Source organism: Phenylobacterium sp., assembly GCF_030698145.1.
Lineage (GTDB): Bacteria > Pseudomonadota > Alphaproteobacteria > Caulobacterales > Caulobacteraceae > Phenylobacterium.
Genome location: NZ_JAUYNW010000059.1, coordinates 135956 through 157180 on the forward strand (window position 1 = coordinate 135956; position 21225 = coordinate 157180).

21 protein-coding genes are annotated in these 21225 nt (G+C 67.3%); 11 read left to right on the top strand and 10 right to left on the bottom strand.

Annotated features, from left to right (window positions below; translation table 11 throughout):
- Positions 1-14 precede the first annotated feature (14 nt).
- Positions 15-524, top strand: coding sequence for a response regulator (locus tag Q8Q77_RS08400; protein ID WP_305583052.1), 510 nt, complete (start codon positions 15-17; stop codon positions 522-524).
- A gap of 43 nt (positions 525-567) precedes the next feature.
- A complete protein-coding gene (locus Q8Q77_RS08405; protein ID WP_305583054.1) occupies positions 568-819 on the top strand; it encodes an NF038104 family lipoprotein in 252 nt (83 codons plus the stop codon).
- Here the strand turns inward: Q8Q77_RS08405 and Q8Q77_RS08410 are convergent.
- From Q8Q77_RS08410 to queC, 3 genes are read right to left on the bottom strand one after another with little or no spacing between them, the layout of a single operon-like run.
- Positions 816-1190 carry a 6-carboxytetrahydropterin synthase gene (locus Q8Q77_RS08410; protein WP_305583056.1) on the bottom strand — a complete coding sequence of 125 codons (375 nt, stop codon included), beginning with the start codon at positions 1188-1190 and terminating at the stop codon, positions 816-818. The genes Q8Q77_RS08405 and Q8Q77_RS08410 overlap by 4 nt on opposite strands.
- 25 nt (positions 1191-1215) lie before the next feature.
- The gene (queE, locus tag Q8Q77_RS08415; RefSeq protein WP_305583058.1) at positions 1216-1848 is read right to left on the bottom strand and encodes a 7-carboxy-7-deazaguanine synthase; all 633 of its coding nucleotides are present in this window, start codon (positions 1846-1848) and stop codon (positions 1216-1218) included.
- Positions 1845-2588 (bottom strand): 7-cyano-7-deazaguanine synthase QueC, encoded by a 744-nt coding sequence (gene queC, locus Q8Q77_RS08420; protein ID WP_305583060.1) that lies wholly within the window; start codon positions 2586-2588, stop codon positions 1845-1847. Before queC ends, queE begins: the two co-directional genes overlap by 4 nt.
- A 399-nt stretch (positions 2589-2987) precedes the next feature.
- Between queC and Q8Q77_RS08425 the strand changes: the two genes are divergently transcribed.
- From Q8Q77_RS08425 to Q8Q77_RS08445, 5 genes are all read left to right on the top strand, one after another.
- Positions 2988-5798 (top strand): TonB-dependent receptor, encoded by a 2811-nt coding sequence (locus Q8Q77_RS08425; RefSeq protein ID WP_305583062.1) that lies wholly within the window; start codon positions 2988-2990, stop codon positions 5796-5798.
- Between the two features lie 414 nt (positions 5799-6212).
- Positions 6213-8711 carry a TonB-dependent receptor gene (locus Q8Q77_RS08430; RefSeq protein WP_305583064.1) on the top strand — a complete coding sequence of 833 codons (2499 nt, stop codon included), beginning with the start codon at positions 6213-6215 and terminating at the stop codon, positions 8709-8711.
- A 197-nt stretch (positions 8712-8908) separates the two neighbouring features.
- Positions 8909-9982 (top strand): response regulator, encoded by a 1074-nt coding sequence (locus Q8Q77_RS08435; protein WP_305583066.1) that lies wholly within the window; start codon positions 8909-8911, stop codon positions 9980-9982.
- Between the two features lie 59 nt (positions 9983-10041).
- Entirely contained in the window at positions 10042-10662 is a 621-nt protein-coding gene (locus tag Q8Q77_RS08440; protein WP_305583068.1) for a class I SAM-dependent methyltransferase, read from the top strand.
- Between the two features lie 126 nt (positions 10663-10788).
- Positions 10789-12444, top strand: a complete 1656-nt coding sequence (locus Q8Q77_RS08445; RefSeq protein WP_305583070.1) for a M10 family metallopeptidase C-terminal domain-containing protein — start codon at positions 10789-10791, stop codon at positions 12442-12444.
- A gap of 1 nt (position 12445) precedes the next feature.
- Here the strand turns inward: Q8Q77_RS08445 and Q8Q77_RS08450 are convergent, their stop codons facing one another.
- From Q8Q77_RS08450 to Q8Q77_RS08460, 3 genes are all read right to left on the bottom strand, one after another.
- On the bottom strand, positions 12446-12661 hold the full coding sequence (locus Q8Q77_RS08450; RefSeq protein WP_305583072.1) for a hypothetical protein: 216 nt from the start codon (positions 12659-12661) through the stop codon (positions 12446-12448).
- A 143-nt stretch (positions 12662-12804) separates the two neighbouring features.
- The gene (locus tag Q8Q77_RS08455; protein WP_305583074.1) at positions 12805-13911 is read right to left on the bottom strand and encodes a YeiH family protein; all 1107 of its coding nucleotides are present in this window, start codon (positions 13909-13911) and stop codon (positions 12805-12807) included.
- 48 nt (positions 13912-13959) lie between these two features.
- A complete protein-coding gene (locus tag Q8Q77_RS08460) occupies positions 13960-14778 on the bottom strand; it encodes an amidohydrolase family protein (protein WP_305583076.1) in 819 nt (272 codons plus the stop codon).
- Between the two features lie 81 nt (positions 14779-14859).
- On the opposite strand from Q8Q77_RS08460, the gene Q8Q77_RS08465 reads away from it, so the two are divergent.
- Both Q8Q77_RS08465 and Q8Q77_RS08470 read left to right on the top strand, forming a co-directional pair.
- Positions 14860-15291, top strand: coding sequence for a MarR family winged helix-turn-helix transcriptional regulator (locus Q8Q77_RS08465; RefSeq protein ID WP_305583078.1), 432 nt, complete (start codon positions 14860-14862; stop codon positions 15289-15291).
- 55 nt (positions 15292-15346) lie between these two features.
- The gene (locus Q8Q77_RS08470) at positions 15347-15847 is read left to right on the top strand and encodes an isoprenylcysteine carboxylmethyltransferase family protein (RefSeq protein ID WP_305583080.1); all 501 of its coding nucleotides are present in this window, start codon (positions 15347-15349) and stop codon (positions 15845-15847) included.
- Positions 15848-15876: 29 nt separating this feature from the next.
- Here Q8Q77_RS08470 and Q8Q77_RS08475 read toward each other — a convergent pair whose 3' ends face one another.
- The 3 genes from Q8Q77_RS08475 to Q8Q77_RS08485 all read right to left on the bottom strand — a co-directional run bounded on the left by Q8Q77_RS08475 (position 15877) and on the right by Q8Q77_RS08485 (position 19055).
- Positions 15877-16791 carry an Hsp33 family molecular chaperone gene (locus tag Q8Q77_RS08475; protein ID WP_305583081.1) on the bottom strand — a complete coding sequence of 305 codons (915 nt, stop codon included), beginning with the start codon at positions 16789-16791 and terminating at the stop codon, positions 15877-15879.
- A gap of 59 nt (positions 16792-16850) precedes the next feature.
- Positions 16851-17789, bottom strand: coding sequence for an ornithine carbamoyltransferase (argF, locus tag Q8Q77_RS08480; RefSeq protein WP_305583083.1), 939 nt, complete (start codon positions 17787-17789; stop codon positions 16851-16853).
- 87 nt (positions 17790-17876) lie between these two features.
- Positions 17877-19055: an aspartate aminotransferase family protein gene (locus tag Q8Q77_RS08485; RefSeq protein ID WP_305583119.1), complete on the bottom strand. Its 1179-nt coding sequence runs from the start codon at positions 19053-19055 to the stop codon at positions 17877-17879.
- A gap of 201 nt (positions 19056-19256) precedes the next feature.
- Here Q8Q77_RS08485 and Q8Q77_RS08490 point away from each other — a divergent pair, with 201 nt between their 5' ends.
- Complete coding sequence (locus tag Q8Q77_RS08490) at positions 19257-19628, top strand: STAS/SEC14 domain-containing protein (protein WP_305583085.1); 372 nt, start codon at positions 19257-19259, stop codon at positions 19626-19628.
- Positions 19629-19632: 4 nt separating this feature from the next.
- On the opposite strand, the gene Q8Q77_RS08495 is transcribed toward Q8Q77_RS08490, so the two are convergent.
- Positions 19633-20454, bottom strand: coding sequence for an ABC transporter permease (locus Q8Q77_RS08495; protein ID WP_305583087.1), 822 nt, complete (start codon positions 20452-20454; stop codon positions 19633-19635).
- A gap of 226 nt (positions 20455-20680) precedes the next feature.
- On the opposite strand from Q8Q77_RS08495, the gene Q8Q77_RS08500 reads away from it, so the two are divergent.
- Complete coding sequence (locus tag Q8Q77_RS08500) at positions 20681-21187, top strand: GcrA family cell cycle regulator (protein ID WP_305583089.1); 507 nt, start codon at positions 20681-20683, stop codon at positions 21185-21187.
- The last annotated feature ends 38 nt before the right edge of the window (positions 21188-21225 follow it).

The following is a 21225-nucleotide window of genomic DNA, read 5'->3' on the forward strand; positions in this document are numbered from 1 at the left end:
ATAACCTGGTCAAAGTGCGCTTCGATCTTCTGAAGATACTAGTCGTTGAAGACAACCGGCACATGCGGGTGCTGCTGTCGGAAATCCTGCGCGCCATCGGGATCAATCACATCTACGAGGCGAGCGACGGGGCCGAGGGGTTGGCGATGATGCGCACCCATCCCATCGACATCATCCTGACTGACCTGGCCATGGAGCCCCTCGACGGGATCGACTTCGCGCGGTTGCTGCGCAACGCCCCCGACAGCCCCAACCAGCTGGCGCCGATCATCATGATCACCGGCCACTTCACCGTCGCCCGCATCCGCGAGGCCCGCGACGCCGGGGTGAACGAGTTCCTGGCCAAGCCCATCACCGCCCGTGGCGTGATCGAGCGCATCCACCAGATCATCGACCACGCCCGGCCGTTCGTGCGCACCGACGACTATTTCGGACCCGACCGGCGCCGGCGGAGCGACCCGCGCTACGAGGGGCCTATGCGGCGGGCCGCCGACGGCCCGCAGGTGCGGCTGGTCAAGCGCTGAGGCGCGTCACGTTTTGGCGATGATTGCCGGTTAGGCAGGCGCCATGTCCCCAGCCCGTCTGATCCTGCGCCTCGCCGCCCTAGCCGCCCTCTGCGTCCCGCTCTCGGGTTGCCTAGCCATGGCCGCCGGGGCCGTGGTCGGCACGGCGGTCGGGGTAACCAGCGCCGCGGTCGGCGTCACCGCCAAGGGCGTCGGCATGGCCGCCGGCGCGATCATCCCCGGCGGTGACGACGAGGACGACGACGACAAGGAACGCAAGAGAGAGCGGAAGCGAGAGCGCGGCCGGGACGACTAAGCCACCGCCATCGCGCAGCTCTCGCCGATGGTCGGGCGCGAGACCACGATCTTCGACAAACCTGGAAAGCGCGGCTTCAGCCGCTCGGCGAAATAGAGGCAGAGGTGCTCGAGGGTCGGGCGCTCCAACCCCGGCTTCTCGTTCAGCAGGCCATGGTCGAGCCCGCCGGCCACCGCCTTCAGCTCCGCGTCCAGGTCGGCGAGGTCGGCGACCCAGCCCACGGGCTCCTGGGCGGGACCTCGCACGGTCGCCTCCACCCTGAAGGAATGGCCGTGCATGTTCGCATAGGGCCGGTGTTGCGGCCCCTCGGCGAAGAAATGCGCCGCGTCGAAGGTCGCGGCCTTGGTGATCTCGAAGACTGGTTGGCTCATCGGGGAGTTTTCTGAGGCGTCCCGTCTAGGGGATGCCGAGGTATTTGTGTGCTTGCACGCTTAAACGCCAGCGAGGGTGGGCGAGGCAATAGGCGATCGCCGCCTGCGTGTTCTGGACGCGGTCATCGTTGTCCATCGGCTGCAGCAGGAAACGCTCGAATTCCAGGTGCTCGAAGGACGCCGGATCGACGCCTGGCTGGGGGTAGACCAGCTTCAGTTCCTGTCCCCGGCTCTGGATCACCTTGGCCTGGGCCTTGGGGCTGACGCAGACCCAGTCGATGCCCGGGGGCGCCGCCAGGGTGCCGTTGGTCTCCACTGCGATCCGGAAGCCGCGCCCGTGCAAGGCCTCGAGCGCGGCGGCGTCGAGCTGCAGCAGCGGCTCGCCGCCCGTGCAGACCACCAGGCGGTTGTCCGGGCCGCCGGTCCAGGCAGCCTCGACGGCGTCGGCCAGGGACGAGGCGTCGGTGAAGCGCCCGCCGCCCGGGCCGTCCATGCCCACGAAGTCGGTGTCGCAGAAGGTGCAGACGGCCTGGGCCCGATCCTGCTCGCGGCCGGTCCACAGGTTGCAGCCGGCGAAGCGGCAGAACACCGCCGCCTGGCCCGCCTGGCCGCCCTCCCCCTGCAGGGTCAGGAAGATCTCCTTGACCGCGTAGCTCACATCGCCAGCTCCGGGCGGCCGGCGGCGACCCACTGGCTCCACCCCCTGGCGCGCAGCTCGCAGGCCGGGCAATCGCCGCAGCCGTGACCCCAGGCATGGCGCTCGCCGCGGGTCCCGCGGTAGCAGGTGTGGCTGTCCTCCAGAATCAGGTCGACCAGGGCCTCTCCGCCCAGGGCCTTGGCCAGACTCCAGGTTTCGGCCTTGGTCAGGGTCATCAGCGGGGTCTCGACGACGAAGTCCTGCGCCATGCCCAGATTCAGCGCCGTCTCAAGGGCGTCCAGGGTGTCGCGCCGGCAGTCCGGATAGCCCGAGAAGTCGGTCTCGCACATTCCGCCTACTAGAAATTTCAATTTGCGCCGATCGGCCAGCGCCGCCGCATAGGTCAGGAACACCAGGTTGCGGCCGGGCACGAAGGTATTGGGCAGACCCTTCTCGTTGATCTCGAAGGCCCGGTCCTCCGTCATCGCGGATTCGCCGACCGCGCCGAAACCCGTCAGGTCGAGGATGTGGTCGTCGCCCAGACGGTCCGCCCATTGCGGGAACCGCGCCGCGATCTCGCGCCTAACGACCTGACGTTGTTCCATTTCCACGGCATGGCGTTGGCCGTAGTCGAATCCCACGGTCTCCACTTGGGCGTGGCGCGCCAGCGCCCAGGCCAGGCAGACGCTGGAATCCTGTCCGCCGGAGAACAGCACGAGGGCGCGGCCCGGGTCGTGGGACGGTAAAGGAGGTCGGCTCATCGATCTCCATATGCGCGCGCGGACGCCAAACCGGAAGCCCGGCGCGGCGCGGCGCCCGACCCGCGCCATACCACCCCGTCGAACGTCGTTCGCCCTGGCAGTTTTCGCGATCGCGAAATCGCTATTCGCAGGCGCGAAATCAGTGTTTGAGGTCCAGGTTTGCGCAAAGCTTACGTTGCGTCAAAGTCTTCAGGGGCTTGGTATTTGCGCCACAGCGGACTGAAAGTTTCTACCTTATCAGTGATCACTTATCAGCGTCATGTTGACGACTCCGGGGCAACCCCGGAGCTTTGGGCATTGGGGGATGGGCCGCCTGCCCCCAGTCGATATCTCGAGCGGCGATGCTGACGGACCGGGCCGGCTTGTAGAGAGCTCTGGGCGTCATGGGAGGAATCTTCAATGTCCAACACTCTGCACTTGCGGAGACTGCTGATCGTCGGCGTCTCGGCCATGGCGATCGGCGCGGTCGCATCGCCGGCCTGGTCGCAGAACGTCATCGAAGAACTGGTCGTCACCGCCCAGAAGCGCGAGGAAGCCCTCCAGGACGTTCCGATCGCCGTGTCGGCCTTCAATCAGGACGCGCTTGAAAAGGCCAAGATCGACGGCGGCCCCAACCTGGTGCTGGCCGTGCCGAACGTGAACTTCTCCAAGGGGAACTTCACCGGCTACAACTTCCAGATCCGCGGCATCGGCTCCAAGCTGGTGGCCGGCTCGGGCGACGCCGGCACCGGCATCCACCTGAACAACGCCCCGCTGATCTCCAACAACCTGTTCGAGACCGAGTTCTACGACGTGGAACGTGTCGAGGTGCTGCGCGGCCCGCAGGGCACTCTCTACGGACGCAACGCCACCGGCGGCGTGGTCAACCTGATCACCGCCAAGCCGACCGACGACTTCCAGGCGCTGATCCGCGGCGAGATCGGCAACTACGCCACCCGCAAGGTGCGCGGCATGATCAACGTGCCGCTGGGCGACACCTTCGCCCTGCGCCTGGCCGGGTCCTACCTGAAGCGCGACGGTTTCGGGAAGAACCTGGTCACCGGCAACGACGCCGACGATCGCGACCTGTGGGGCGGCCGCGCGACGCTGGCCTTCACGCCGACCGACAATTTCCGCGCCTATCTCATGCTTGACCACTTCGACGAGGAGGATAACCGCTCGCGGATCGGCAAGCAGTTCTGCACCAAGGACCTGGGCCCGGCCAATGTCGGCGGCGTCGGCTACTCGGCCAATCCGGTCGTGGCGCAGATCCAGCGCGGCTTCTTCAGCCAGGGCTGCCAGGCCACGTCGCTCTATTCGCCAGGCGTGCTGGGCACGGTCAATTCGCAGTCCACCCTAGGCGGTCTGTTCGGCGTGCTGGGCGGCTTCCAGACCGGCGACGCCTATGCCGGCAAGATGCAGACCAGCGACGTGCGCGACATCGAGTCCACCTTCGATCCGATCTACCAGTCGAAGACCGACATCTACATGTTCAACGTCGACTGGGACGTGACCGAGGAACTGAAGCTCACCTGGCTGGCGGCCTTCACCAAGTTCGACCTCTACACGCGCCAGGACTACAACCGCTATGTCCCGAGCACGAGTTTCAACACCACGCCCAACCCGGTGAACGCCTTCGCCGCGGCCCTGGCGGCCGTGCCCGGCGGCTATGGCGGCATCTACGGCGCCCTCTTCCCTGGAGGCGTGGTCAACGACCCGCAGAACGGCGCGTTCAACCGCTTCACCACCAGCGACATCTCCTCGGCCTATACCGAGCAGTGGAGCCACGAGGTGCGACTGCAATCGGACTATGACGGCCCGTTCAACTTCAACGTCGGCGGGATCATGGTGCGCTACCAGGCCACCGGCGACTACTATGTGATGTTCAACACCGGGACCGGCTTCTATCAGATCAACAACCTGCTCAACACAGGTAACGCGAACTGTAACGGCCCGTCGCCTTGCGTGTCCGTGGATCCCGGCAAGGAACCGAACCGCAGCGGCCACAACTATTACGACGCCTACGGTCCCTATGACCTGCGTTCACACGCCTTCTTCGGCGAAGTCTACTACCAGATGACCGACAATTTCAAACTGACCGCCGGTCTGCGCTACACCAAGGACGACAAGGAGGTCGAGAACCACCAGGTCACCCTGGGCACGCCGGGCACGGGCATCGGAGCGCCGCTTCCGGGCACGCCGGCCATCCTGAAGGTCGAGTTCAAGGAAACCACCGGGCGCATCGGCTTCGACTGGAAACCGGACCTCGGCTTCACCGACGAGACCCTGATCTACGGCTTCTTCGCGCGCGGCTATAAGGCGGGCGGTCTCAACTCCCCCTGCAGCGGCGGCGCCGGCGTGATCTGCGGTCCGCCGACCTTCGAGCCCGAGTTCATCAAGTCGATCGAGTTCGGGGCCAAGAACACCCTGCTCGACGGCACGATGACCCTCAACCTGACGTTCTTCAACTATGACTACGAAGGCTACCAGGTCTCCAAGATCGTCAACCGCGCCTCGACCAACGAGAACATCGACGCCAAGAACCGCGGTCTGGAGTTCGAGTCGGTCTGGCAACCGCTGGAAGGCCTGCGCCTCAACGCGGCGATCGGCTGGCTCGACACCGAGATCCAGTCCGGCACGTCGGTCGACACCTTCAACCGGACCCAGGGAAACCCGGCGCTGATCGTGGTGAAGTCGGGCGCCGCCTCCAACTGCGTCGTGTCGCTGGCGTCCGCCCAGGCGGCGCTCGGGCTTTCGAACGCGATCGGAACCCCGCTCAGCCTGGTGCTCGACCTGGGAATCCCCGGACTGCCGAGCTCGCTCTGCAGCGGCGGTTACGGGCCGGCCTCCGACGGCGTGGCGGTCAACCTCGAGGGCAAGGAACTGCCCAACGCCCCGCACTGGACCGTCTCGCTGGGCGCCCAATACGACTGGGAGTTCGGCAACGGCTGGAACGTCACCGTGCGCGGCGACTACTACAAGCAGACCGAGACCTTCGCCCGGATCTACAACAGCGCGCCGGACCGGATCGACGACTGGCAGAACGTCAACCTGACGCTCACCGTCTCCAATCCCGGGAACGGCTGGGAACTCGGCGCCTTCGTCAAGAACGCCACCGACGAGGAGGCGATCACCGACTTCTATCTGACCGACGACTCCTCGGGCCTGTTCCGCAACGCCTTCTACACCGAGCCGCGGACCTACGGCGTCTCGCTGCAGAAGCGCTTCTGATCGCCGGACGGCGGAAGCCGTCCGGCCAGGCCGCCGCCCCCTCGGGGCGGCGGCCTTTTCTTTGCGCGCAGGCCCCGCGTGACCCGACTCGCAGAACGCCGATTCCTAAAAGCGGTATGAAAAATGTGCGCGGCGGCCGGCTTTTCAAGGCCTCTGTTTCCTTTTGATTCACGAATTCGTCAAAGAACGCAGGTCGTTTTTGTACACCCAGTTCGAAAACGCGGTATTTCGGCCACAGCTTTCCGAAAGGTCTGCCGAAACGCCCTAGGTGATCGGCCTTTACATTGACGCCGCGGGCCGCGGGACAGAGGTTCCGCCGCCCGGCGCCTCCCCGCGCCGGACACTCAATTCATGCGCATCACGCGGGCGGCTACCTGGACGATCCCCCGTCCTCGCCGCCCTGGGAGGATACTGATGTCTTATAAAGCTCCGCGCCTGCGGACCCTGCTCGCCATGAGCGCGTCGGTCATGACGCTGTCGGCCGTCGCGGTCCCCGCCTTCGCCCAGGACGCCGCCGCGGCCGACGACGGCTTCGAGATCGAGGAACTGGTGATCACCGCCGAAAAGCGGGAACAGGCCCTGCAGGACGTGCCTGTCGCCGTCTCGGCCTTCACCTCCGAACAGCGCGACGTCGCCGGCATCACCGGCATCCAGGACTTCGTGAACTTCACCCCCGGCATGAACTATTCCGGCACCGACCGCGTCTCGCTGCGCGGCGCCGGGCGCAACACCTTCTATGTCGGCAACGACCCGGGCGTGGCCTCCTACACCGACGGCTTCTACTCGGCCTCGTCCTCGGAGCTGTTCAAGACCCCGCTGTTCATCGAGCGCACCGAGATCCTGCGCGGACCCCAGGGCACGCTGTACGGCCGTAACGCCATCGGCGGCGCCATCAACCAGATCTCCAAGCGTCCGTCGCAGGAGTTCGGCGGCGAAATCCGCGCCGCGGTGGGCAACTACGAGCGCACCCGCATCGAGGGCGTCGTCTCCATCCCGGTGGCCGACAATCTGCGCTTCAAGATCGGCGGCAGCCAGGACTGGCAGCGCGAGGGCTTCATCAAGAACATCGGCTCCGGCAACGACGGCGCGATGATCAAGCGCACGTATTTCGAGGCCCAGGTGGAAGCCGAGCTCGGCGAGAACCTCGACGTCTATGTGCGCTACAACCGCTCGAACTGGGATGACTCCAACGGCGTGGGCGACCGCCTGGCCAACCTGATCACCCCGTATGACACCACCAACCCGTTCGGCCCCATCGGCCAGCTGATGCCGAACGCCCAGTACGGTTACACGACGGCCAATCCGGGCGTCACCGACCCATACACCCAGAACACCAACACCGACGGCTACGGCCAGCTGCGCGGCAACCACGTCCTGCTCACCAACGTCACCTATGACCTGGGCTGGGCGGACCTGAAGTACATCGGCGGCTTCCAGCAGTACAACTACCAGACCGGCGGCGACAACGACGCCACCAGCCGCACCGCGGCGATCGCGATCCCGGGCATGGCGGTCCCCTACTTCCCGACGCTGACCACCGACTTCGACGAAAACAAGCGCTACTACAGCCACGAGGTGAACCTCACCTCGAACTCGGACGGCCCGCTGAACTGGATCATGGGCGTCTACCTCTATGAGGAAGAGTACAAGCAACGCATCCAGCTCCGGAACCCGAACCAGGCCCAGCTCTCCCAGCCGCTCACCCTGCTAGGCACGCTGGCGGCGCCCAACCCGCTGCGCAACTACGTCGACACCCAGGCGAGCCTGAGCTCCAAGGCCTTCGCCGTGTTCGGCCAAGCCACCTATGAGTTCAACGAGCAGTGGGCCATCACCGGCGGCCTGCGCTACACCAAGGACGAGAAGGACGGCTTCGAGAGCCAGCGCCTGATCATCCTGTCGCCGGGCATCGCCTCGGGCGCGGCGTCCTTTGACGTCTCCACCGACACCGACCCGCTGACCCCAGGCGTGCAGAATTTCCGCAACCTCTCGGGAAGCTGGGACGCGGTCACCGGCGTGGTGAACCTGGACTGGACCCCGGACGACGACACCCTGGTCTACGCCAAGTACAGCCGCGGCTATAAGTCGGGCGGCTTCCTGCTGGGCACGCTCTCGGCCCAGCCCGCGGCCAAGGAAGAGTCGGTCAACGCCTACGAGCTGGGCATGAAGAAGACCTTCGGCGGTCGCCTGATCCTGAACGCCTCGGCCTTCTTCAACGATTACAAAGACCTGCAACTCAATCTGTCGCAGCTCAACGCGGCGGGCACGGCGGCGGCCAACAACTTCGTCAATGTCGACGCCGACGCCTACGGCCTGGAACTGGAAGCCATTTGGCAACCGATCCAGCCCCTGCAGCTCTCGGCTAGCTACGGCTATCTCAACACCGAGATCACCCGCGGCTGCTGCTTCTACGACCCGGCGGATCCGGGCGCCCTGGACCCGGCGGCCACGCCGAGCGGCGGATCGGCCCTCAGCAACGGAACCCGCCTGGTGTTCCAGACCCTGGAAGGCTCGAACCTCTACCAGTCGCCGGAGAACAAGTTCGCGTTCAACGGCAACTACACCTTCGACTTCGCCCCCGGCTCGCTGATCCTCTCGGCCACCTACACCTGGACCGACGAGACCATCTACCAGCCCTTCAAGAGCCGCGACCTGGTGGTGCCGTCCTACGGCGTCTCGGATTTCCGCGTGCTCTGGAACGACGCCGAAGACCGCTACACCTTGATCGGCTTCGTCAAGAACGCCTTCGACGAGGAGGGCTTCAACTCCACGAGCTCGACCAATCCGAACGCGATCTTCGACCTGCCCAACCCGGGCAGCGCCGCGGCCGGAACCCTGCGTCAGACCCGCACCGCGATCTCGCGCGGCCTGATCCAGCCCCGGACCTACGGCCTGGAGTTGCAGTACCGCTTCTAAGCGAGCCTGTTCCGGCACGACGCGAAGGGCGGCGGGAGCAATCCCGCCGCCCTTTTCGTCGCTATCCGTGTGTCGATGCGCCGCTGAAGCGGCAGGTGGAATTTAACGTCTCCGCAAGCGCTTACGTCCATCCTGAGCACAAGTTACCCCCAGGACGCCCGACTTCTATGTCCTTGCCTGAGTTCTTTTTCGAGCGCGTGACCAGCGAAATCCATCAACAGATGGAGGGCGTGCTGGCGCTTGCCGAGAGACTTTCGCGCCAGCCGATGGGCGCCGACGCCCAGGCCTGCGTGGCCGGCGTGGCCGAGGCCGCGCGGACCGTGCGCCAGATCCTCGCTTCCTCGACCGACCTCAAGACCGCGGCCACCGACGGCCTGACCTTCACCCTGGAACCGCAGCGCCTGGCCGACCTGGCCGACGAGATCCATGGTCGCTGGCAGGATCGGGCCCAGGCCGGCGGCGTGACGCTGCTGTTCTCATATGACGGCGATCCCGACACGGTCGTGCTGATCGACGCCGAACGGGTGGGCCAGGTGTTCGACGCCTTCATCGCACAGGCCCTGGCCGGTGTGCGCCGCGGGGCGGTGGAAGCCACCCTGCGCGCCGTCGCGCAAGGCGACCAGGTCCGGCTGGAGGGCAGCGTCCGCGGCGGCTCCGACCGTCCAATGGGCGGCCGCGCGCTGGACATCCAGGAGATCGAGGCCCTGTTCGGGCTGGAGACCGCGCTGGGCGTGGCTCTGGGACGCCAGATCGTCCAGGCCATGCAGGGCGACGTCCGCGTCGAATCCAATGTCGGGGCCGGGGAAACCCTCACTTTCCACATCGTCGCCGATCGCGCGCCCGACGAGGTCGTGGCGTCCGAGACCCTGATCCAGCCGGACCGCGCCGCCCACATCCTGGTGGTCGACGACAACGCCACCAACCGCATGGTCGCCGAGACCCTCTGCGAGATGTTCGACTGCACCTCGGAATCCGCCGTCGACGGCATGGAGGCCGTGGAGGCCGCGCGCACCGGCCGCTTCGACCTGATCCTGATGGACATCAAGATGCCGCGCATGGACGGGGTCTCCGCCACCCGCGAGATCCGCGGCTTCTCCGGCGCCGCGGGCCGGGTGCCGATCATCGCCCTGACCGCCAACGCCGATCCGGAAGACGCCGCAGGCTATCTCAAGGCCGGGATGAACGGCGTGGTCGAAAAGCCCATGAAGCCCGAGAACCTGCTACGCGCCCTGCAGGAAAACCTCGGCGGAGGCGCGGCCGTCGCCGCTTAGCGCTAGGCGCGGACTACGGCTTGAGTCATCGTCGCCGCCTCTCGGGGACCCGCCGGCCGATGTCATCCTTCTACGAACGCCGCATCCTTCCCAAGCTGCTGGCCTGCGCCTGCGCCTCGTCGCCGATCATGAGGCAGCGGGCCAAGATCGTGCCGCTGGCCTCGGGCCGGGTGCTGGAGCTGGGGATCGGCATGGGCCTCAACCTCGCCCTCTACGACGCCGACAAGGTGGAGAGCGTCGCAGGCGTCGACCCGGCGGCGGAACTACGCTCCCTTGCGCAGGCCGCCCCGCGCGATCCGCGCCTGGCCGTCACCGTAACCGATGGAACCGCCGAAGCGCTGCCCTTCGCGGACGCCAGCTTCGACTGCGTCGTCTGCACCTTCACCCTCTGCTCGGTCCACACGCCTCAGAAGGCCCTGGCCGAGGCGCGCCGGGTGCTGAAGCCCGGGGGCCGCTTCCTGTTCTGCGAGCATGGCCTGGCCCCCGACCCCGATGTCGCCAAGTGGCAGCGCAGGGTGGAGCCGATCTGGAAGCGCCTGGCCGGCGGATGCCACCTGACGCGGCCGGTGACGGCCGCCATCGCGGGCGCGGGTTTCACCATTCGATCGGTGGAAACCTTTTATCTACCCAAGACGCCCAGGATCGCCGGATGGAATGAGTGGGGCGTCGCGGTCGCCTGATGAAATTGTCTTGTAATCCCAACAAGATGACTGTGCGCGAAATCGCCGCAAGGCCAGATTTTGCATTGTTCGGCGAACGCGATCGCCGTATGGATTCCGTTGGCCGGGGGGCCAAGGTAGGCGTCAATGTTGTCTGAGTCCCTCACCGACGGCGGCCAGTCCCAGGGCTTCACGAGCGCCGACGAGCGCGGCTCCACGATCGGCGCCAAGGAAAGCTATACGATCGCCGAGGCGGGAAACCAGCTGATCCGCGGCGACGCGGGCTGGGGCGGAGTGCTAGGCGCGAGCGTCACGGTCACCTACGCCTTCCGATCGAACGCCCCCATAACGATGCCCGACGACACCACCGGGTTCGAACGCTTTAACGTCGCCCAGATCAGCCAGGCGGAGCTGGCCTTGGCCGGCTGGTCGGACGCCGGCAACATCACCTTCGTCCGCTCGGGCTTCGGGACCGACGGGGAGGCCGCCTATTCGGACAGCGCCACAATCCTGTTCGCCAACTATTCCGCCGGCCAGGATTCGGCCAGCGCCTTCGCCTATTACCCAGGCTCCACCAGCGCCAGCTCGCGCGCCGGCGACGTCTGGGTGAACATTACCCGGGGCAGCAACGCCACGCCCACCGTCGGCAACTATGGCGGCATGGTCCTGGCCCATGAGATCGGCCACGCCATCGGCCTGGCCCATCCCGCGGACTACGATTCCGAGGACTCGCCCAGCTACGCCGACGATGCGATCTATTACGAAGACTCCCGCCAGTTCACGGTGATGAGCTACTTCAGCGAGGCCAACACCGGCGCCAGCTATGGCGGCCGCTACTCCGCCGCCCCGCTGCTGGACGACATCTCCGCCATCCAGCAGGAGTACGGGGCCAACATGTCGACCCGAACGGGCGACACCGTCTACGGCTTCCAGTCCAACGCCGGACGGCCCTGGTTCGAAGCCTTCTCCAGCGCCTCGCGAATGATCTTCGCGGTCTGGGACGCCGGCGGGACCGACACCTTCGACTTCTCCGGCTATTCCAGCGCCCAGACCATCGACCTGCGGGCCGGCAACTTCTCCAATGTCGGCGGGCTGACCGGCAATGTGGCCGTGGCGGCCGGCGTGACCATCGAGAACGCCATCGGCGGCGGCGGCGCCGACACCGTCACCGGCAATGCGGCCTCGAACCTGATCGACGGCGGCGCGAACGACGACGACGTCTGGGCCGGGGCCGGCGACGACACTCTGCAGGGCGGCGGCGGTCTCGACTTCCTGCGTGGCGAGGAAGGCGCCGACCTGCTGATCGGCGGCGCGGCCTTCGACGACATCCACGGCAACATGGGGACCGACACCGGTTACGGCGGCGACGGCGACGACTGGGTGGTCGGCGGCAAGGATGTCGACCTGCTCTACGGCGAGGCCGGCTCGGACGTCATCTACGGCAATATGGCCGACGACACCTGCTACGGCGGCGACGGCGCCGACCTGATCCGCGGCGGCCAGGATAACGACATCATGGAAGGCGGGATCGGCGACGACTGGCTCTCCGGCGACCGCGGCTCCGACAGCATCTGGGGCGGCGCGGGCGCCGACACCTTCCACACCTGGCGCGACGCCGGCATCGACCGGATCATGGACTTCAACCGCGCCCAGGGCGACAGCGTGCTGGTGAGCGAGGGCTCGACCTATACGGTCAGCCAGTCGGAGTCCGACGTGGTGATCGACATGGGCGGCGGCTCGCAGATGATCCTGGTCGGCGTACAGATGTCGTCCCTGACGTCCGGCTGGATCGTCGCGACCTGATCTAGAGCTGGTTGTACTCGCCGCAACGGCACTTCACGACCACGTCGGCGATGTCGGACCGTTCGCGGCTGGTCAGGACCACTTCCTCGCAGGCGCCGCAGACGAAGGCGGTTCCGGGCTCGCCCTCGCCGAAGACATGCGGGGTTTCGGTCGCCATGACCACTTCACGACGCCCCACGAACAGGCTGGGGAAAACTCGCATGGACGTCATGATCATCGGAACTGCCTCATTCTGACCCGTGCCCGGGCTACGCGACTGTGCAACTGCAAAACGCGTGTAGCCGAGTTTTGCTGCAGCGCAATGACACTTTGTCGGAAAAGGGTTTCAGAGGTGTGTGGCGCCCGCTGGTGAGGCGCCCGTCAGCCAAGCGCCAGCAGGGCCAGCACCCAGGCCAGCACCACCACGGTCTCCAGCACGATCAGCAGCACCGGCTTCCAGCCCACATGGGCCAGTTCGCCGAGCGAGGTCTTGGCGCCGACCGCGGCGATGGCGGTGATCAGGAACCAGCGCGAGGTCGAGCCCGCGGCCTCCATCAGGGCCGGCGGCGTCAGGCCGGTGGAGTTCACCGCCACCAGGGCCGCAAACCCCACCAGGAACATCGGGACCAGGGGCGGCCGCTTGACGCCCGGGGTAGCGGCCCCGCGGTTGTGGAAGATGAAGGCGACGATCAGGATGGTCGGCAGCAGCAGGGCGACCCGGAACAGCTTGACGATGGTGGCCGTGTCGCCGGCGACCTTGGAGACGCCGTAGCCGGCGCCCACCACCTGGGCCACGTCATGGATGGTGGCGCCCAGGAAGACGCCGGCCTGGCTGTCGCTCAGGCCCACGGCCCCGGCGATCAGCGGATAGACCACCATGGCGACGGTCGAGAGCGTGGTCACCCCCACCACGGTCAACAGGGTGTCGCGTTCCCGCGTCGGCGAGGGCGGCAGCACCGAGGAGAGGGCGAGCGCCGCCGAGGCGCCGCAGATCGCCACCGAGCCCCCGGTCAGCACACCGAAATCGGCCTTCAGTCTCAGGACCCTCGCCAAGCCCCAGCCAGCCAGGATGGTCACGACCACCCCGCCCGCGGCGATCAGCAGGGTCTGACCGCCCAAGGCCTGCACCTGGTCGAGGGTGATCCGCGCACCCAGCAGGGCGACCCCGATGCGCAAGATCTGGCGCGAGGCGAAGTCGATGCCCGGCCGGCAGCGGACGTCCTGGCCAACGAAGTTGACCGCCATGCCCAGCAGCAGGGCGAACAGCATGACGGGCGCGCCGTAGTGGTCGGCCAGCCACGAGGCCGACAGCGCCACCAGCACGGCGATGGAGAGGCCCGGCGACAGCCGTCGAACGGCCACCAGAAGCCGCGTCCCGACCGGGCCGGAGGCCTCGCCGGGCGCCAGGACCGGCACGCCCTCCAGAGAATCGTAGGAGGAGAACGCGAACTGGTCCGACAACCGGCTGTTCTCGTCGAGCTTGCTCATGCGCCAGGAATGATCGGTCGCGGGCCCATCCGCAACCTTCTCGTTCTGCTAGGCTGGCAGGCTGAACACCCGGCGCGCATTGCCCCCGAGGAACAGTTCCCGCGCCTGGTCGTCGAGGCCGAGTTCGTCGAGGCGTTCCAGGCAGCGCTTCGGCGAAAGCATCGGCCAGTTGGTGCCGAACATCACCCGGGTGCGCCCCTGGCCGCGCATGAACTCCACCAGGGCGGCGGGCAGGCGGTGGACGCTGTAGGCCGAGGTGTCGACGTGGAAGTTCGGATACTTGCGGGCCAGGGACAAGACCTCCTCGATCCAGGGATAGCCCACATGGCCGCCGATCACCTTGAGCTCGGGGAAGTCCAGCAGCACCTCGTCCAGATAGGGGATCGGCCGGCCGGGCTCGGAGCGGCAGAGCGGGCCGGTGTGGCCGATCTGGGTGCAGAACGGCACGCCCGCCTCCACGCAGGCCACATAGACCGGATAGTAGCGGCGGTCGTTGGGCGGCAGGTCCCAAAGCCAGGGGACCACGCGCACCCCCACGAACTTGCCGCCGGCCGTGTGCTCGCGGATGGCGCGGACCGCGCCCATGGGATCGTTGAGGTCGACGCTGACCAGGCCGCGGAAGCGGTCGGGCGCCTGGTCGATCATGGCGGCGACCTCGGCGTTGGAGATCAGGTCGCCCTTGGGCCCATGCCAGGCCGACAGCAGGGCGATCTCGACGCCGCCCGCGTCCATGGCCGCCAGGGTCTGGGCCGTGGTGGTGGCCATCGGTTCGCCGGTCTTGCCGGTCCAGCGCAGCTGGGTCGCGAGCCAGGGTTCGTTGGCGCACCGTAGCGTGGGCCTCTGGGCCCAGACGTCGACAGCGCCCATGGCGCGGCTCCTTTCATTGCTTCACTAGTGAAGCATATCGGAGCATTGAGCCGCCTTGTCAACGCAAGCTAGGGTCGGACCATGAGCGCCGCCAGCGACCACCGCGTCTTTCATCTGCTGCAACTGACGGCCCACCGGGTGAAGACCCACGCCGACCGCAACTCCCTGGCCAAGGCCGGGGTCACCGCCGCCCAGGCCGCCGTCCTGCACGTACTCTCTCGCTCGCCCGGCGCCACCCAGCGGGTGGTGGCCGAGCAGCTCAAGCAGCAGGAGTCGGCGATCACCGCCATGGCCGCGCGCCTCGCCGAGGCCGGCCTGCTGGTCCGCACCCCCAGCGACGTCGACCGCCGCGCCTGGGCGCTGAACCTGACCCCGGCAGGCGAGGCGGCCCTGGCCGGCTTCCGCGCGCCGCTGGACGAACTCAACGCCGCCCTCACCGAGGCCCTGGGCGGCGAGGCCCAGGTCGAGGCGTTCGCCCTGTCGTTGAAGGCCATATTGGACGCCGATCTGTAAGCTTCACTCATGAAGCTTATCATGGCATGATCCACGCATCGCGCGAGGTCGGCCCATGTCCCGCACTGAGTCACTCTTCGGATCCGCAGCCTTCCTGATCCTCGCGCCTGGCACGATCGCGGGGCTGCTGCCCTGGCTGGTGCGGCGATGGTCGCCCCCCTCGCCGCTTTTGGAAGGACCCCTGCCATTGCTGGCGGGCGCCCTCGTCTGCCTGGCTGGCCTGGCGGGACTGATCGCCTGTTTCGTGCGCTTCGCCTGGCAGGGCCGCGGCACCCCGGCTCCCATCGCGCCGCCGGAGGTTCTGGTGGTCACCGGCCTCTACAGGCACGTGCGCAACCCGATGTATGTGGCGGTGACGGCCCTGATCCTCGGCCAGGCCCTGGTCTTCGCCAGCCCCTGGACCCTGGCCTATGGCGCGGTCATGTGGGCCACCTTCCACGCCTTCATTCTGACGTACGAGGAACCGACCTTAAGGCGCAGCTTCCCGGAACAGTACGGACCGTATGTCCGCAACGTGCCGCGCTGGATCCCGCGCCTGCGGCCGTGGCGGGCCTGATCCAATACCCACCCCTCTAAGCTCCGCTCCTAGGCCGCGACGATAGCCTCAGGCTCGACCACATAGACGGTGGAGCAATATTCGCAGGTCACCCGGATCTTGCCGTCGTCCTCCACCATGTCGGCGCGCTCATCGGCCCCGAACGAGCGCAGCACGCCCTCGATCCGGGTCTGGGAGCACCGGCAGAAGGCCTGCAGGGGCTGGGCTTCGAACACCCGCACCCCGTCCTCGTGGAACAGCCGGAACAGCAGGGTCTCGGCCGAGATGGTGGGGTCCAGCAGCTCGTCCTCGCCGATGGTCTCGAAGAAGGCCTGGGTGCGCCGCCAGGCCTCGGCGTGGGAGCCGCGCGCCTCGTCCTCGGCGATGTTCTGGATCAGCATGCCGCCGGCCCGCCAGGTCGGGCCCTCGCCCGTGTCGGCCTGGCCCACCGCCAGGCGCACCCGCGTCGGGGTCTGCTCGGACTGGGCGAAATACTGCTCGGCGCAGAGCGCCAGGGTCTCGCCTTCGATCGAGGTGACACCCTGGTAGCGGTCCATGTCCGCGCCCTGGTCGACGGTCATGATGAACACCCCGCCGCCCAGCAGGGTCTTGGCGCCCGGGCGCACGAAGCCCTTGGTCGCCTCGGCGATCGCATCGGGATCGAACCGGCAATAGCCGCGCAGGGCGCCGGTGGTGTCGTAGTCGGCCACCACGTAGCGCACGGGCCCGTCGCCCTGGGCCTGGATGATCAACCGGCCCTCGAACTTCAGGCTGGAGCCCACCAGGCCTGCCAGGGCGCAGGCCTCGCCCAGCAGATTGGCGACCGCCTCCGGATAGGCGTGAGCCTTGAGGATCGTATCGACCGCCGCGCCCAGCCGAACCAAGCGGCCGCGCACGGTCTCGCCCTCGATCTGGAACGGCGCGACGAGGTCGTCTGGGGCGATGGGGAGCGGCATGTTCGGCATGGTGCGGGGATATAGGGCGACAGGGGCCAAGTTGCGAGCGTGACCCTTGTCGCGCCGGCCTACCCGATCTTCCCGAAGCACCAGGCCAGGATCGCCTTCTGGGCGTGGATGCGGTTTTCCGCCTCGTCCCAGATCAGGCTGCGCGGGCCGTCGATGACAGCGTCCGTCACCTCCTCGCCGCGGTGGGCCGGCAGGCAGTGCAGGAACACCCCCTCGGGCGCGGCCAGCGACATCAGCGCCTCGTCGACCTGGTAGGGCTCCAGCGCCTCGAGGCGTTCGTCATGGTCAGTGTCGCCCATGGAGACCCAGGTGTCGGTGATCACGCAGTCGGCGCCCTCGACCGCGGCGCGCGGGTCGTCGGTGGCCATGACCTGGCCCTGCTCGCTCTCGGCGCGGGCCAGGTCCATCAGGTCCGGGTGATAGATGGCCGGACTGGCGATGTTCAGGCGGTAGCCCAGCTTGGGCGCGGCGTGGATGAAGCTGGCGCAGACATTGTTGCCATCGCCGATCCAGGCGAACGTCTTGCCCTTCACCGGCCCGCGATGCTCCTCGAAGGTCATCAGGTCGGCGATGATCTGGCAGGGATGGCCCTTGTCCGACAGGCCGTTGATCACCGGAATGGTCGCGGCATAGGCAAGCCGCTCCACGTCCTCGTGGCTGTTGGCGCGGATCATGATGGCGTCGACCATCCGCGAAAGCACCTTGGCGGTGTCCTCGATGCTCTCGCCGCGGCCGAGCTGCATGTCGCTCGCCGTCGAGATGATCACGTCGCCGCCCAGTTGGCGCATCGCGGCGTCGAACGAGAAGCGTGTGCGGGTCGAGTTCTTCTGGAAGATCATCGCCAGGGTCCGCTCGGACGCTGGTGCATCGGGGTCGACGCGGCCCTGGGTCCAGCCTTGGCGGGCGGCCTTGCGGGCCAGGGCGTCGTCGAGGATGAGGCGCAGGTCGGCGCCGGAAAGCCGCCAAAGGTCGACGAAGTGTCTAACGGGTTGGGTCATCAGATCCCTCCCAAACCGCCCGCGCCCCGGAGGTCGGGGGAACGGACGGCGTTTCGGTGAGCCCCGCCGGGGCGGGATGCGTGGGTCTCAGGCCGCGGCCTTGGCCTTGGCGCGGGCGGCGTCGCAGGCGCGTTCCAGACGCTCGACCGCCTCGCGGGCCTCGTCGAGGGTCAGGTTCAGCGGCGGCAGCAGGCGCACGCAGTTGTCGCCGCCGCCGGCGATCAGCAGGTGCTCGTCGCGGGCGTGCTGCATGAACTCGCGGTTGGGCGTGGCCAGCTTCAGACCGATCAGCAGGCCCTTGCCGCGGATGTCGACGATGACGTCCGGATAGCGGTCCTTCAGGCCGGTGAACTGCTGGTTGAAGTAGCCGGCCACCTCATTGACGTTGGCCAGCAGCTCCGGCGAGTTCAGCTCTTCCATCGAGGCCAGGGCCACGGCCATGGCCAGCGGGTTGCCGCCGTAGGTCGAGCCGTGCGAGCCGACGCTCATGCCGCTGGCGGCCTCGGCCGTGGCCAGGCAGGCGCCGACCGGGAAGCCGCCGCCGAGCGCCTTGGCCACCGCCATGATGTCGGGTCGGGCGTTCTCGGCCCACTCGTGGGCGAAGAGCTTGCCGGTGCGGCCCAGGCCGCACTGGATCTCGTCGAGGATCAGCAGAGTCCCGGTCTCGTCGCAGAGCCGGCGCAGGGCCTGCAGGCTCTGTTCCGACAGCGAGCGCGCGCCGCCCTCGCCCTGGACGGGCTCGATGATGATCGCCGCCGTGGTCGGGCCGACGGCCTCCTTCAGGGCGTCGAAGTCGTCGAAGGGCAGCTGGACGAAGCCCGGCATCCGCGGCCCGAAGCCCTCGAGATAGCCGGCGTTGCCCGAGGCGTTCACCGCCGCCAGGGTGCGGCCGTGGAAGCTGCCGTCGAAGCCGATGATGTCGATGCGCTCGGGGTGGCCCTTGGACCAGTGATACTTGCGCGCGGTCTTGATCGCGCACTCGATGGCCTCGGCGCCCGAGTTGGTGAAGAAGGCCACGTCCAGGCCGGTGGCCTCGGTCAGCAGCTTGGCGAGCTTCTCCTGGCCCGGGATCGTGAACACGTTGGAGACGTGCCAGAGCTTCTCGGCCTGATCCTTCACGGCCTGAACCAGCTTGGGATGGGCATGACCCAGACCCGTGGTCGCGATGCCGGCCATGCAGTCGAGGTATTCTTCCCCGTCCGTGGTGTAGAGGCGCGCGCCCACGCCTCGTTCGAACGCCAGCGGGGCGCGGTTGTAGACGCCCATGATGTGGTCGTTGGGAACGGTCGCGGCTTGAGGCGCGGTCTTTTCGGACACGGGATAACCCTCCAAAACGGAAGCATCCCCGCCGCTTGAGCGACGGGGACCGGAAGGCCTGGCGTTTTCGGCTTCGAACTGAGGAATGTCAATGTTCGGTCGCGCGCCGGCCTCAGACTGCGGATCCTACGCATCGCAGGAGCTCTGGAGATGATCGAGATCGTCGCCGCGCCGGATCACGTCCTGGCTTACCGGTATTCGGGCACGCTCACGGCCGAGGATTACGACCGGGTGATCGCGGCTCTCGAGGACAAGCTGCGGCGCCACGCCAAGATCGGCGTCTATGCCGACATGACCGCCTTCACGGGCCTGACCTTGGAGGCCCTGGCGCATGACCTGCACTATGCCCTCACCAAGCTCGGCCAGCTTGAGCGCTATCATCGCGCCGCACTGGTCTCCGACAATGCGTGGATGCGCGGCATGACCAAGATCGCGGCGACGATCTTCCCGGTGATCGAGGCGCGCGCGTTCGACGCCGCCGAGGCCGAGGCGGCCCTGGCCTGGGCCTCCCAGCCGGCCTAGGGCCTCAAGTCTTCAGCTTGTAGCCGGTCTCGAACATCCACAGGCAGGTGAAGGCGAACGCCATGACCAGGCCCGCGGTCATGCCCATGCCCGCGATCAGCGAGCCCTCGGCGTGGCCGATGAAGCCGTAGCGGAAGCCGTCGATCAGATAGAAGAACGGGTTGAAGTGGCTGGCCGTGCGGAACGGTTCGGGCAGCTTGTCGACCAGATAGAAGGTCCCCGACAGGAAGGTGAGCGGCATGATCACGAAGTTGGTCACCACCGCCATGTGGTCGAACTTCTCGGCCCACAGGCCCGCCATGATGCCCAGGAAGCCCAGGATCAGCGCCGCGCCGATCCCGTAATAGAGGATCGCCCACAGGTGGACGATCGGCAGGTGCGCGAACGGCAGCACCGCCAGCCAGGTGACCGCGCCCACCACCACGCCGCGGGTCGCCGCGCCCAGGGCGAAGGCGCCGACCTGTTCCAGCGGCGTCAGCGGCGGGGTCATGAAGTCGCCGATCAGGCCATTGAACTTGGCCTGCAGCAGGGACGAGGACGAGTTGGCGAAGGCGTTGTTGAGGATCTGCATCATGATCAGGCCGGGCGCCACGAAGGTCGCGAAGGGCGTGCCGTGGATCGGCGGGGCCGCGCCGCGCACGGCCACCACGAAGACCATCATATAGAGCAGCGCCGTGACCACCGGGGCGGCCAGGGTCTGCATCCCCACCTTCCAGAACCGGCGGATCTCGCGCAGGTAGAGGGTCGAGAACCCTGCCCAGTTGAAGCCGTGATAGTCGCGCGGCAGCGGCGGAATGATCGCGGGAGCGTCGGCAATATCCTTCATGCCCGCGGATGTGCGCTCCCTTGGCGCGGTTCGCAAGGGTGCGGCGTGACGACGCTACATCTTGTTCCTGTGGACTAAGCGCATGGCGCCTATTGTGGCCGCTAGGGATTTAGTTACGATATCTAGTAGTTGATGGAGCCCGCGAAAGCGTGCTGCCACAAGATGTTGATCCCGGAGACCACCGCGGGGGCGGCGCCGGGACGTTGCCAAACGGTGGAGGCCAGACATGGGTTGGACCGACGAACGCGTCGAGAATCTTAAGAAGCTCTGGCAGGACGGCCTTTCGGCCAGTCAGATCGCGAAACAGCTTGGCGGGGTGACCCGCAACGCCGTCATCGGCAAGGTCCACCGCCTGGGGCTCTCGGGTCGCGCCACGCCGTCCAAGCCCGCCCGTCCGGTGTTCAAGGCGCCGCGTCCCGCCCGTCCGGCGGTCCAGCCCGCCGCGCCGCGCCGCCTCGCCGAGCCGGCGACCGCGCAGAACAACATGCCGGTCCCCTCGCCCGTCCGCTATGTCGAGGAAGCTCCCGGCACCGCCACGGTGCTGACCCTGGGCGCCCACATGTGCAAGTGGCCGATCGGCGATCCGTCCAGCGACGGCTTCACCTTCTGCGGCCGCCGTCAGGATGACGGCCCCTACTGCATGGAGCATGCGCGGGTGGCCTATCAGCCGGCCCAGACCAAGAAGCGCTCGGGCGCCAACGAACTGGCCCGCTCGCTGCGCCGCTACATCTAGGCATCTAAAGTACGCGTGACGGCCGCCGAAACCGGCAT

Excerpts from the sequence above, each read along its gene's own strand:
- Q8Q77_RS08485 (WP_305583119.1), bottom strand. The coding sequence starts at position 19,055 with ATGGGCGTCTACAACCGCGCCCCGCTGGCGTTCGAACGAGGCGTGGGC.
- Q8Q77_RS08470 (WP_305583080.1), top strand. The coding sequence starts at position 15,347 with ATGTCCCGCACTGAGTCACTCTTCGGATCCGCAGCCTTCCTGATCCTC.
- argF (WP_305583083.1), bottom strand. The coding sequence starts at position 17,789 with ATGACCCAACCCGTTAGACACTTCGTCGACCTTTGGCGGCTTTCCGGC.
- Q8Q77_RS08440 (WP_305583068.1), top strand. The coding sequence starts at position 10,042 with ATGTCATCCTTCTACGAACGCCGCATCCTTCCCAAGCTGCTGGCCTGC.
- Q8Q77_RS08450 (WP_305583072.1), bottom strand. The coding sequence starts at position 12,661 with ATGATCATGACGTCCATGCGAGTTTTCCCCAGCCTGTTCGTGGGGCGT.
- Q8Q77_RS08455 (WP_305583074.1), bottom strand. The coding sequence starts at position 13,911 with ATGAGCAAGCTCGACGAGAACAGCCGGTTGTCGGACCAGTTCGCGTTC.
- Q8Q77_RS08425 (WP_305583062.1), top strand. The coding sequence starts at position 2,988 with ATGTCCAACACTCTGCACTTGCGGAGACTGCTGATCGTCGGCGTCTCG.
- Q8Q77_RS08465 (WP_305583078.1), top strand. The coding sequence starts at position 14,860 with ATGAGCGCCGCCAGCGACCACCGCGTCTTTCATCTGCTGCAACTGACG.
- Q8Q77_RS08445 (WP_305583070.1), top strand. The coding sequence starts at position 10,789 with ATGTTGTCTGAGTCCCTCACCGACGGCGGCCAGTCCCAGGGCTTCACG.
- Q8Q77_RS08475 (WP_305583081.1), bottom strand. The coding sequence starts at position 16,791 with ATGCCGAACATGCCGCTCCCCATCGCCCCAGACGACCTCGTCGCGCCG.
- Q8Q77_RS08410 (WP_305583056.1), bottom strand. The coding sequence starts at position 1,190 with ATGAGCCAACCAGTCTTCGAGATCACCAAGGCCGCGACCTTCGACGCG.
- queC (WP_305583060.1), bottom strand. The coding sequence starts at position 2,588 with ATGAGCCGACCTCCTTTACCGTCCCACGACCCGGGCCGCGCCCTCGTG.
- Q8Q77_RS08430 (WP_305583064.1), top strand. The coding sequence starts at position 6,213 with ATGTCTTATAAAGCTCCGCGCCTGCGGACCCTGCTCGCCATGAGCGCG.
- Q8Q77_RS08460 (WP_305583076.1), bottom strand. The coding sequence starts at position 14,778 with ATGGGCGCTGTCGACGTCTGGGCCCAGAGGCCCACGCTACGGTGCGCC.
- Q8Q77_RS08500 (WP_305583089.1), top strand. The coding sequence starts at position 20,681 with ATGGGTTGGACCGACGAACGCGTCGAGAATCTTAAGAAGCTCTGGCAG.
- Q8Q77_RS08405 (WP_305583054.1), top strand. The coding sequence starts at position 568 with ATGTCCCCAGCCCGTCTGATCCTGCGCCTCGCCGCCCTAGCCGCCCTC.
- Q8Q77_RS08490 (WP_305583085.1), top strand. The coding sequence starts at position 19,257 with ATGATCGAGATCGTCGCCGCGCCGGATCACGTCCTGGCTTACCGGTAT.
- Q8Q77_RS08495 (WP_305583087.1), bottom strand. The coding sequence starts at position 20,454 with ATGAAGGATATTGCCGACGCTCCCGCGATCATTCCGCCGCTGCCGCGC.